Annotated in this window: 12 protein-coding genes; 6 read left to right on the top strand and 6 right to left on the bottom strand. The window is 38.3% G+C overall.

Translation table 11 applies throughout. The annotated features are described in order from the left end of the window. Window positions 1-286: 286 nt before the first annotated feature. The 4 genes from HF876_RS18115 to HF876_RS18095 form a co-directional block, all read right to left on the bottom strand. Window positions 287-667: a DUF423 domain-containing protein gene (locus HF876_RS18115; protein WP_169361458.1), complete on the bottom strand. Its 381-nt coding sequence runs from the start codon at window positions 665-667 to the stop codon at window positions 287-289. Between the two features lie 21 nt (window positions 668-688). Then, a complete protein-coding gene (locus HF876_RS18110) occupies window positions 689-940 on the bottom strand; it encodes a DUF5327 family protein (RefSeq protein ID WP_169361457.1) in 252 nt (83 codons plus the stop codon). Between the two features lie 212 nt (window positions 941-1,152). Continuing rightward, window positions 1,153-1,806: a uracil-DNA glycosylase gene (locus HF876_RS18100; RefSeq protein WP_169361455.1), complete on the bottom strand. Its 654-nt coding sequence runs from the start codon at window positions 1,804-1,806 to the stop codon at window positions 1,153-1,155. A gap of 4 nt (window positions 1,807-1,810) precedes the next feature. After that, on the bottom strand, window positions 1,811-2,572 hold the full coding sequence (locus tag HF876_RS18095; RefSeq protein ID WP_346764103.1) for a DUF4230 domain-containing protein: 762 nt from the start codon (window positions 2,570-2,572) through the stop codon (window positions 1,811-1,813). Window positions 2,573-2,672: 100 nt separating this feature from the next. Here HF876_RS18095 and HF876_RS18090 point away from each other — a divergent pair, with 100 nt between their 5' ends. The 5 genes from HF876_RS18090 (at window position 2,673) to HF876_RS18070 (ending at window position 6,470) form a co-directional block, all read left to right on the top strand. Beyond that, a complete protein-coding gene (locus HF876_RS18090; RefSeq protein ID WP_169361454.1) occupies window positions 2,673-2,930 on the top strand; it encodes a hypothetical protein in 258 nt (85 codons plus the stop codon). Between the two features lie 65 nt (window positions 2,931-2,995). Continuing rightward, entirely contained in the window at window positions 2,996-3,829 is an 834-nt protein-coding gene (gene thiD / locus HF876_RS18085; RefSeq protein ID WP_169361453.1) for a bifunctional hydroxymethylpyrimidine kinase/phosphomethylpyrimidine kinase, read from the top strand. A gap of 148 nt (window positions 3,830-3,977) precedes the next feature. Continuing rightward, on the top strand, window positions 3,978-4,328 hold the full coding sequence (locus tag HF876_RS18080; RefSeq protein ID WP_169361452.1) for a YojF family protein: 351 nt from the start codon (window positions 3,978-3,980) through the stop codon (window positions 4,326-4,328). A 12-nt stretch (window positions 4,329-4,340) separates the two neighbouring features. After that, the gene (bshB2, locus tag HF876_RS18075; protein WP_169361451.1) at window positions 4,341-5,027 is read left to right on the top strand and encodes a bacillithiol biosynthesis deacetylase BshB2; all 687 of its coding nucleotides are present in this window, start codon (window positions 4,341-4,343) and stop codon (window positions 5,025-5,027) included. A gap of 102 nt (window positions 5,028-5,129) precedes the next feature. After that, a complete protein-coding gene (locus tag HF876_RS18070; protein WP_169361450.1) occupies window positions 5,130-6,470 on the top strand; it encodes a YjiH family protein in 1,341 nt (446 codons plus the stop codon). Window positions 6,471-7,394: 924 nt separating this feature from the next. Here HF876_RS18070 and HF876_RS18065 read toward each other — a convergent pair. Beyond that, on the bottom strand, window positions 7,395-8,696 hold the full coding sequence (locus HF876_RS18065) for an NCS2 family permease (protein WP_169361449.1): 1,302 nt from the start codon (window positions 8,694-8,696) through the stop codon (window positions 7,395-7,397). A gap of 222 nt (window positions 8,697-8,918) precedes the next feature. Next, window positions 8,919-9,878: an L-threonine 3-dehydrogenase gene (locus HF876_RS18060; protein ID WP_169361448.1), complete on the bottom strand. Its 960-nt coding sequence runs from the start codon at window positions 9,876-9,878 to the stop codon at window positions 8,919-8,921. 169 nt (window positions 9,879-10,047) lie between these two features. Between HF876_RS18060 and HF876_RS18055 the strand changes: the two genes are divergently transcribed. Next, the gene (locus tag HF876_RS18055; protein ID WP_169361447.1) at window positions 10,048-10,671 is read left to right on the top strand and encodes a hypothetical protein; all 624 of its coding nucleotides are present in this window, start codon (window positions 10,048-10,050) and stop codon (window positions 10,669-10,671) included. Window positions 10,672-11,073: the final 402 nt, after the last annotated feature.

The following is an 11,073-nucleotide window of genomic DNA, read 5'->3' as shown; positions in this document are numbered from 1 at the left end:
GTTCATTTGGAAAGTATCACTTAAGTAATTTCCAATTCATTTCTTTTTTTCGCTTGACATATTACCACTGGGCTTATTAAATTCGTCCATTATGTCCTCATATATATCTGCATATTTATCATTTGATGATATTGCGGTACCCCAAGTCCCCATTATAATCCCCCTTATATTTCCCATTTTATTGAATTTACCTTGTTAGTTTGAGTTTAACATTTAACTGACCAAACCACCTCATGAATAAAAAAAGCGCACTCCAGTTAAAATCTAGAGCTCGCTTTTAAAATCATTAATTTGCATATTTTACGGCTGCAACGATTAGCATTACCCAACCAATTAGGAATGCCACTCCACCAATTGGTGTGATTGCTCCTAAAATACTAATTCCCGTTAAGCTAAGTACGTACAGACTTCCAGAGAAAATAACGATACCCGCTAGGATTAAGTAGCCTGCTACGTTTAACTGTGACACTGGCCCTAACAGCTTACTGCTCATTAAAATACCAATGGCAACTAATGCAAGCGCATGAAACATTTGATATTGAACCGCTGTTTCCCATGTCGCTAAATACTTGTCAGCCACTCTACCTTCTAATAAGTGTGCTCCGAATGCTCCAAGGGCTACAGATAAGAAGCCATTAATAGCACCTGCGATGATAAAAAATTTCAAGTTGTTCCCTACTTTCTATTATTAAAAATCAAATAATGACTCTCCGTTTGCATCGTCTTCCTTCAAGGGTGCAGAAGGCGCAGTTAAGGTTGCTGTCTTCACGGAGGGCGTTTGAAGTACTGTTGGACTTTCTGTTAGTGGCACAGTTAGAGCTACGTCACATAAAGCCTTTATAGCAGCTAAACTTTCCCGGATGGATTGTTCCCCCGATGCAGTCTTTGCCTCTTGAAGCTGTTTTTCTATTTGCATTAAAATTTGTCTGTTCGAAATCACTTGTTATGCCCCTCCAGTTGCTTTGGTTCAAATTTTAAGCACTCCACGCCTGAGGATCTTTTGACTAACGCAGAAGGAAGCTCCCTTGTTTTAAATTGGTAAGCCCTACAGCCACGTGGATGATTCGCATCCCAGGTAGTAAAAAAATGTCGACACTTAAAACAATTTACAGCCAATTTTTCTCCCTACTTTCTATCGTTATCCTAGCATAATTAGAGGCAAAAATCGATTGGCTTTTCATTCATGGACACTAACTGTTCATTTATTTGAGAATAGGGTCTGCTTCCCAAGAATCCTCGGTGAGCACTTAGAGGACTTGGGTGAGTTGATTGGATAATGTAGTGTTTGGACGTGTCGATGAGCTTTAACTTAGCTTGTGCAGGCTTACCCCATAAAACAAAAATAATTGGCTTTTCACGTTCAGATAGCTTCTGTATAACGGTATCTGTGAAGCGTTCCCAACCCATGCCTTTATGCGAATTTGCCTCACCTGCTCTGACAGTTAAAACCGTGTTTAACAACAAGACACCCTGCTTCGCCCATTTTTCTAGATAACCGTGAGAAGGAATAGGACAGCTCAGATCTTCCTCTAGCTCCTTGAACATATTGCGAAGGCTCGGCGGAATTTTAACTCCTGGTTTCACCGAAAAGCTTAATCCATGCGCCTGCCCTGGACCATGATAGGGGTCTTGTCCAAGTATAACCACCTCTACATCCTCGTATGGAGTTAAACGAAACGCACTTCCCACCTCTTCTCGTGGGGGATATATCGTATGCTCAGCATATTCTTTGTCTAGAAAGGATTGTAGCTCCTTAAAGTAAGGCTTGTCCCATTCTGCACCTAATAATTCTTTCCAATTCGGCATTTAATCACTCCTTAAACTCCACTTGCACGTCATATTCAATGAGCTGAAACATTTCCTGTACGGATTTTACGGCATTTTCTTCCGCAACCTCCAAAACACCTTGTCCTATAAAATCTTCATTCATCATTTTTTGGGCTTTTTTAGCTAGTTCAAATGCTTCTTCTATGTCAGCCTTTTCACGAAATATTCCTTCAGAAGATACCACTTCTACTTGGTCAAAAAGTATTTCGGGACCTCCTAGGAATTTTGGTTTTGGTAATGTTAAAATAGCTGTCTTGTTTTCTTCATTAACCTTAATATCTGATTCAGTTACCTCCGAAAAATCAACCCCAGCTTTTACAGACCCCGGTACTATTAATAAAATTTCCCTTTTTGTTCCTGGTAAGTCTAGTCCAATCTCTTTTCCAAATACTTTATTATCTTCTTCTTTTAAAATTACCTTAGTAGATGCTTGTGCAGTTGTTAGCTCATTGAGACCTTGTACTCTTTCAACAAAGATGCTCTTTGATTCAGTATAAGTACTACCCTGAATCGCCCAGAATGCTGCAAATGGCAATGCTGCAATTAGTAAGAATGCTAAGACTGAGATGAGCAAGATTGTTTTAAATTTAAATCTAGATAAAAATAATGGCATCCTCCAGAGGTTTAACCCTCCACGCCTAGGAGAATCTTCTACGATGGTAGCAGCACTTTCCTCATTTTGAGCTTTCAATTCTTTTAATAGCTTTTCCATTTCTCGAATCTTGTCATCTTGTTTCATCTTCATCCCTCTCCTTCTATTAAACTACTACGTTTACAGTATCGAAAAGTTTCCCTATTAACAACTATTCCGCCCAATGATACGATGGTAAAAAGGGGAAATGCATATGGCAAATTTTGAATTTCGAGAAAAACTAAAAAAACTGGAGAATGCAGCTGTAAAAAACGATGTTCCACCAAAGGCAACGAGTATGGGTTTCGGTTGCTTTTTACTAGGAACTATATTTTTTATAGGAATCCTTGTTTACTTAACTATCTCACTTTATATAAATAACATTTATATTGGCGGGACGATAACTCTTTTCGTTTCAATCACATTTGCTTTTATAGTGTTCAAGCTTTGGACTGCTCCAAAGCTGCCGTAATTGAATTTTCATATCTATCTGATACAATTAATGAAATAACTTTCACGCAAAAGGAGAACTTTTACATGTCTATAAAAAAAACATTAACAATTGCAGGTTCTGATACTTCTGGCGGCGCTGGTATACAAGCAGACTTAAAAACATTCCAAGAGCATGGAACCTATGGTATGAATGTTCTCACTGTCATCGCTACAATGGACCCGGATAATAATTGGAGTCACCATGTGTTTTCCCTTCCTGTGGATGAAATTAAACGTCAAGCAAAAACGGCTTTATCCACTAATGTAGATGCTATTAAAACTGGTATGCTAAGTACCGAGGATATTATCGAAGCAGCAGGTAAAATTATTGAAGAGTCTGGTGTAACTAGTATCGTAATCGATCCTGTCATGGTATGTAAGGGCGAGGATGAGGTATTGAACCCTGGTACTGTAGACTCCATGATCACACATTTATTGCCACGTGCACTTGTTGTTACTCCAAATCTATTTGAAGCTGGTCAGCTTTCAGGACTGGGAATACTTAAATCAATTGAAGATATGAAGGCAGCTGCCGAAAAAATTCATGAGCTTGGGGCGAAAAACGTAGTGATCAAGGGCGGTAAACAATTGACCCACGATAAAGCGGTGGACCTTTTCTATGACGGACAAACTCATACCTTATTAGAAACAGAAAAAACGGAAACGACTTATAACCATGGTGCCGGCTGTACATTCGCTGCTGCAATTACAGCAAATCTAGCAAATGGACTTTCTGTTGCAGAATCTGTATTAGAAGCTAAAGAATTTGTTTCCTCTGCAATCGCTCATGGCTGGAAGTTAAACCAATACGTAGGACCTGTACTTCACGGCGCTAAAGGAAAATTCGGTGCTCCAGAAGTGACAACAACTACAGTCTAATAAACCCCTTACTCGCAAAGTCTAACAGGGCTTTGCGAGTTTTTACTTGTACGGTAAGTTGCCATCAGAACGATGGCTCAATCATTCGCTTGCTGAACTATTTTTCATTATACTATTAACAGACAGTATGCTAGGAGGCAACGAAAGTATGGAAATAGTGAATAAGGAACGACTACAGGAATTATTAAATAGCTTTGCAAATGAAGATGTATACATTCATTTAGAAACAACAAATGGTGCTTATGCCACTCATTTCAACGAAAACGTATTTAATGCTGGTGCATTTATTCGCAATGTGGTGATTCGCTACGAGCTTGGCAAGGTAGCTGGAGAAGCTCCTCATCGTGTAGGTTTAAAGCTCCCTCATGGATGGGTATATGCTCAAGGTATTACACATTATGAATTAGATGAGCATGGTAGATTATTAATGGCTGGTCACGATCAAAGTGGAAAGCTAGCAGTAGCACTTGAAATAAGCAAAACACCGTTTACATATTAAGGAGGAAGAAAAATGACTTTACCAATGGAACGATCCGTGTTGGTCGTATTCCCTCACCCTGATGACGAGGCTTTTGGAGTTTCTGGAACAATAGCTACTTATGTAAAACAAGGAACCCCTGTTACATATGCATGCTTGACTCTAGGGGAAATGGGTCGCAATCTTGGAAACCCTCCTTTTGCAACTCGCGAGACACTACCACAAGTTAGAAAGCAAGAGCTGCTAGCCTCTGCAAAAGCAATGGGTGTTACCGATTTAAGAATGATGGGTCTTCGTGACAAAACAGTAGAATTTGAAGATGATGAAAAAATGGTCCAAATGATGGAGGATTTAATCGCTGATACGAACCCTTCTTTAGTTATTACCTTCTATCCTAATTACGCTGTGCATCCTGACCATGATGCTACCGGTAGAGCGATGATTCGTGCTGTACGCAGAATGCCAAAGGATCAACGTCCAAAAGTTTATGCACTAGCTTTTTCGAATGATTCGAAAGAGGTATTAGGAGAACCAGACATCATCCATAACATTTCTGAATCGAGTGAAGAAAAAATGGGTTCCATGCGTGCCCACATTTCTCAAACGGCTTGGATGCTAGAAGAAATGGAAAAACGTCTAGCGGACGGAGAACCAGAAGCAGAAAACTGGTTACACTTTGAACGCTTCTACACATACGATTTTAATAAAGATTTCGAATAATAGAACATTGCTCATAGCTATAGACTTAGCTTCTCTAATGAATTATCATGTGTAAATCATCTATTTCATGCATAATTATTCAAAAAGAAAGTTGGCCTTCACTTGAAAAAATTCAGCTTATTTACTTGGCTTCTCTTTCTTCTCCCTTCTATAGCTGGTGTCATCCTTTTCATGACCCCGTTACCAATTGGAGGAGAAATAAAGATTCCTATCGCATGGTTTGCAAGCCTATTATCTGGTGTACTTGAACCAAGTGTTCATTGGATCGCTCTAATCACCTTATTCATTGCGGCTATTGGTTCTTTAATATTTTTATTTATTCCAAAAAACGATTCGTTTATCAACAATCTCTTTAAAGTTTCTATATTTTGGACAATCACAAGAGTTGTCGGTGCAATTTTTTCTGTCTTAATCATTTTCCAAATTGGTCCAGAGGCTATTTGGAGTGAGGATACGGGAGGACTTTTGTTAGCTCCTGATGGGCTGGTTTCCTTCCTATTTACGATTTTCCTATTCGCTGGACTACTCCTTCCCCTTCTATTAAATTTTGGGTTACTGGAGTTCCTTGGCACGATGATGGTTAAAATTATGCGCCCACTGTTTAAGCTTCCAGGACGATCAGCAATCGACGCACTTACATCCTGGGTTGGAGATGGAACAATTGGGGTCTTGCTGACTAGTAGACAATATGAAGAAGGCTATTACACGAAAAAAGAAGCCGCAATTATTGGCTCAACTTTTTCCGTTGTATCTATTACCTTCTGTATCGTCGTATTGGAACAAGTCGGTTTAGAGAAATACTTTGCTCCCTATTACTTAACTGTTCTCCTATGTGGTGTTGTCCTGGCATTTATCATGCCTCGTATTTATCCTTTAGCTGGCAAAGAAGATGTGCATATTGATGGACGCCCATTAGACTTGGATGCAGAGAAATTCCCTGAGAATTATAATGCAGTTACACACGGTTTAGAAAACGCATTAAACACCGCTAATAAAAACCGGTCTATTACAAAGTTCTTCTCAGATGGAATTAAGAATGTTATCGATATGTATATTGGTGTTGCTCCAGTAGTATTAGCATTTGGAACTATTGCATTAATGCTTGCAGAGTATACTCCTTTCTTCACCATCTTAGGTAAACCATTTGAGCCATTGCTTCTATTATTCGGTATACCTGAAGCTGCTGAGGCTGCACAAACAATGGTAGTCGGCTTTGCCGATATGTTCCTGCCTACTATTTTAGGTGCATCAATTGACTCTGAGCTCACAAGATTCTTTATAGCAACTATGTCAGTTACTCAGTTGATCTACATGTCTGAGGTCGGTGGATTATTACTCGGCTCTAAAATACCGGTTAACTTCAAAGACTTAATCGTTATTTTCTTATTACGTACGCTGATTTCATTCCCAATCATAGCAGCAGTTGCACATATACTATTTTAAAAGGAAAACGCTTGGAAAACTCCAAGCGTTTTTTCTATAGTGTTAGAAATCAACTAACGAAGGTCACCAGAGTTATTAAGATAAAAGCAATACTAAAGAAAATAGCTCTTATTTTAATGGAACGCCTAACTAACTCCTCATCTACTCGAGGATCTTCAAGGTAGGCTTTTTTATTGGCTATGTTAAAGGGTAGGGTTGATTTATAAAGCAAAGAAATCTTTAAACCATAGAGTAGAATTGATTTCCGCACCAGCGGGGTGAGCGATAAGCCATCACCCATCGCTATCGCGCGTGGTTGTGATGTCTTATCTGTCTCACTCATCCCGCTGGAGTCGCCGTCTGTCACAATCAATAAATAGGAACATCTTTGATGCATCGATAAATTGCTTATAAATTTACTCGCATAAATAAAGCCGAAAAACTGTACCCAATCCCATTTTCATCATCTATTTATGATTTTAATAGTAATTTGAATGTCCTTTTAATAATGCTGACAATCACTATAAAAAAGAATTGTTAGTCAAAATCCACAAATAACTTCAACAAAGCTTTTTTATTTAATAAACCAACAGTTTTTGTTGAATTCCTATATTGCCATGTAGAAATTACATAGCAATAAATTAAAAAAACATGAAATCGATAACTTGATTTCATGTTTTTCTTCTTTTTTAAGTTAGGTAATTTCTTGTTTCCATTCTATTTGTTTGGAGAGGAGGCGGCGACTCCTGGGGGAACAGCGCGAGCTGAAAGCCCCACAGGAGCAAAGCGACGAGGAGATTGAAGCCGTGCCCCCGGAAAGCGTCCGCTGTAACGGAAAACAACTACAGGAATTTGAATAGAAGCACCGAAAACTTTACCAGTTCGTAGATTTTTTGAATCTTTTTATTTGGAGGAGATTTTTATCTCAACCTTTATTTATATTTATTAGTGTGGCAAAAAAATTAATTGAAATGCAAATAGGATAGCGAAGATATAAAGCATGATATTAACCTTTTTCGCTTCCCCTTTAATTACTTTCAACAGTGGATAAACGATAAATCCAAAAGCAATACCTGTTGAAATGCTTGATGTAAGAGGCATGATTAAAATAATCAAGAAAGCTGGGAATGCTTCGTCAAATTTACTCCACTCAATCTCTTTCACAGATCCAATCATCAAGGCACCAACAATGATTAAGGTTGGCGAGGTAATAGCTGCAACACTGGACAGCGCACCCACTAAAGGTCCGAAGAATGATGCAACGATGAAAAGTACAGCTACAGTTAAGCTAGTTAAACCAGTACGACCACCAACAGCTACACCAGAGGAAGACTCAACAAATGCTGTTGTTGGACTAGTTCCGAACATTGACCCAACAGTAGTAGCTACTGAATCTGCTAATAGCGCTTGTCGTGCGCGTGGAAGCTTATCATCTTTCATCAAGCCAGCCTGCTTAGCGACACCAACCATCGTGCCTGTTGTATCGAACAGCGTAACTAAAATAAAGGAAAATACTACTCCATATAAACCGTAAGAAATAACCTGTCCAATTGCCTCTATTGGATTCCAAATTAAAATACCTTCTGGTAAGTGAGGAAGAGCTACCACTTTTTCAATCTGTAATTGATTGGTAAGCGCAGCTACAATACCAGTAACGACCATACCGATAAATAATGCTCCATTTATATTACGCACCATCAAAATGACTGTGAATATTAAACCAAATAACGTCAGCAAAACACCTGGAGAAGTTAAATCCCCTAACATCACCAAGTTGCTATCACTAGCAACAACTACCTTTGACATACGTAAGCCTAAAAAAGCAATAAATAAACCGATCCCTGCGGTAATGGCATACTTCAAATTAGAGGGAATCGCGGTAATTAACTTTTCACGTAAAGGTGTTAAAGATAAAATAATAAAAATTATACCTGCTACAAAAACAGCTGCAAATGCTGTTATATAATCAATTTTACCATCTGATGCTAATACAACTGCATAAGTGAAATATGCGTTTAATCCCATACCGGGAGCTATAGCTATTGGATAGTTGGCGCAAATTGCCATCCATAATGTACCGATAACAGCAGAAATAATAGTTGCCATAAACACTTGATCTAGTGGCACACCTGCATCCGATAAAATAATTGGATTTACCACTACAATATATACCATAGTAAGGAATGTGGTCATTCCTGCAATAAGCTCAGTCTTCACATTGGTACCGTATTCCTTCAAACGAAACATCTTATTACCTTCTTCCTTAAACACGAACGATTTTAACAACATTAATCATATTATTCGTTTTTCAGATAAATTTCAACCCTTTTGACCAAATTTATTATTCTCTAAATTCTTTGTGAAAGGTTTGAAATGAAATATATTCTAATTAGTATTGCATTTAAAGGCATGTTTTATTAATAAATAGAACTGTCTTGAAGAAAAAAACTGTTAAAAAAACAGGCCCTTTTATAAGGAGCCTGCAGTTTTTTTAATTTTTAATGTTTGTAGCATATCTTTTGTCATAGCGTCTAAATCATATTTATACGAGAAGCCCCATTCTTCCTTAGCTGCTGTCGCATCAATATTATCTGGCCAGCTGTTAGCAATCGCTTGGCGCACTGGGTCCACATCATAGCTCATCTGGAAGGATGGTATTTCCTTGCGGATAGACGCTGCAATTTGTTCTGGCTCAAAGCTCATTGCCGTTACATTAAATGCATTACGATGAATCAATTTAGATGGATCTGCCTCCATTAAATCCACAATCGCTTGAAGTGCATCCGGCATATACATCATATCCATATATGTTCCTTCTGCGATATAAGAAGTATAAGCTCCCTCCTCTAATGCTTTATAGTAAATGTCTACAGCGTAGTCAGTTGTTCCCCCGCCTGGTAATGTCTCGTTGGAAATCAACCCTGGGAAACGCACTCCTCTAGTATCCAATCCAAACTTATGGAAGTAGTAATCACATAACAATTCTCCAGACACTTTGTTAACTCCATACATTGTAGTTGGACGCTGCAATGTATCCTGAGGCGTGTCTTTCTTAGGAGTTGATGGCCCAAAAGCGCCTATCGAACTCGGTGTAAAGAATTGCATTCCTAGCTCACGTGAAGCTTCCAAAGCATTTACTAGACCTCCCATATTTAAATTCCAGGCTAAAAGTGGCTTCGCTTCTGCTGTAGCAGAAAGTAACGCAGCCATATGAACCATTGTATCTGCTTGGAATTCCTTCGCGAGCTGATGCATTTTTTCACCATCTGTTACATCTAAAATATCAAACGGGCCACTTTCCGTTACTGGTGATACTATATGTCTGATATCTGTTGCCAAAATATTATTTGAACCATATTCTTTTCGTAGTTTCGTCACTAGCTCCGAGCCAATTTGTCCTAATGCTCCGGTAACCATTATTTTTTTCATCTTTATTTCTCCCTTTCAAAAACATTTGTATTTTTGGAAAGTACATTATATTAATAAAACACCTTGATATGACTATGTTTGTCAGGAATTAATTATATCGTGTTCATTCGTGAAACACAACCATATACATTTTCGATTTTTGGTATAATAATTAGATTAGGAGGTATTTATGAAAATAATAAAGTACGCACTCATCTTTGTATTAGGAGTAATATTGGCTACAGCAATGATGTTTCTAGAGCTACCATTCTGGTTCATTTATGTATCAGTTGTAGTAATTTATTTACTTTTGTTAGTCGCCCCACAAATGTATACCGTTTATAAATCCAATGATATGGATAAAATTGAGCGATACTTGGAAAAGAATAAACGAAAACCTATGTTTGCTTACCCGCTAGCTTTAAAAACTGGTGATCAAGAACAAATTGTTCACTCCATAGAGGAAATTTTGAAAAGACATAAACAACCATACATGCAGGAAGTATATAAAACCATGCTGGCACTTTTTGAAAGCAACGTCTCCAAATTTGAGCAGCTAGCTAAACAAATAAGCAAAGAACCACTTCGCACTTATTACATAGCATACGCAGAAGCACTTAAAGGAAACTTTGATGAGGCCACTACTTTAAAAAATCAACTGCCAAAAGAATGGATGCAGCACGCCATTGCAGCTGTCATAGCTAAAGAACAAGGCAACACCAATCTCTTTGAAAAAGAAGTCAACAAATGCATCGACCTAGCAACAGGCGTTCAAAAATATAGTCTCTATTACTCTTTTCAATTAAGTAATTGAGTGAGTTGTTGACTGACCGATTATTCGGGGAAACCGACCGATTATGGACCAGAACCAACCGATTATTTGAGAAAACCGACCGATTTTTGAACCGAACCGACCGATTATGAATAAAAACCGACCGATTCCAATAAAAAAAGCCCGCCTTGGCGGGTTTTCATCTGTTTAGGTGACTCTTTCTCCGTTTTATGTTGCACTTCACACTCATTTAGGTGCCCCTCGCTTTTATTTATGTTCACTTTTTTAGGTTTACGGGCGCCTCCACTTTTTATGGGTCACTTCTAACCTATTTATGGGCGCCTTTTGCTCATTTATGGGACACTTTTTGAGAACGTATAAAATTTTGTGTAAATGACCATAACTTTCCTATAGGAGATGATCATTATGCAAAATTACGAAAAT

The sequence above is a fragment of the Psychrobacillus sp. BL-248-WT-3 genome (assembly GCF_012843435.1).
Lineage (GTDB): Bacteria > Bacillota > Bacilli > Bacillales_A > Planococcaceae > Psychrobacillus.
The sequence above is the reverse complement of the archived record's forward strand: the minus strand, read 5'-3'. Positions and strand labels throughout refer to the sequence as shown.

What these genes read in the sequence shown, in the direction of transcription:
- HF876_RS18055 (WP_169361447.1), top strand. Translation starts at nt 10,048, where the DNA reads ATGAAAATAATAAAGTACGCACTCATCTTTGTATTAGGAGTAATATTG.
- HF876_RS18080 (WP_169361452.1), top strand. Translation starts at nt 3,978, where the DNA reads ATGGAAATAGTGAATAAGGAACGACTACAGGAATTATTAAATAGCTTT.
- HF876_RS18065 (WP_169361449.1), bottom strand. Translation starts at nt 8,696, where the DNA reads ATGTTTCGTTTGAAGGAATACGGTACCAATGTGAAGACTGAGCTTATT.
- bshB2 (WP_169361451.1), top strand. Translation starts at nt 4,341, where the DNA reads ATGACTTTACCAATGGAACGATCCGTGTTGGTCGTATTCCCTCACCCT.
- HF876_RS18060 (WP_169361448.1), bottom strand. Translation starts at nt 9,878, where the DNA reads ATGAAAAAAATAATGGTTACCGGAGCATTAGGACAAATTGGCTCGGAG.
- HF876_RS18095 (WP_346764103.1), bottom strand. Translation starts at nt 2,572, where the DNA reads ATGAAGATGAAACAAGATGACAAGATTCGAGAAATGGAAAAGCTATTA.
- HF876_RS18100 (WP_169361455.1), bottom strand. Translation starts at nt 1,806, where the DNA reads ATGCCGAATTGGAAAGAATTATTAGGTGCAGAATGGGACAAGCCTTAC.
- HF876_RS18090 (WP_169361454.1), top strand. Translation starts at nt 2,673, where the DNA reads ATGGCAAATTTTGAATTTCGAGAAAAACTAAAAAAACTGGAGAATGCA.
- thiD (WP_169361453.1), top strand. Translation starts at nt 2,996, where the DNA reads ATGTCTATAAAAAAAACATTAACAATTGCAGGTTCTGATACTTCTGGC.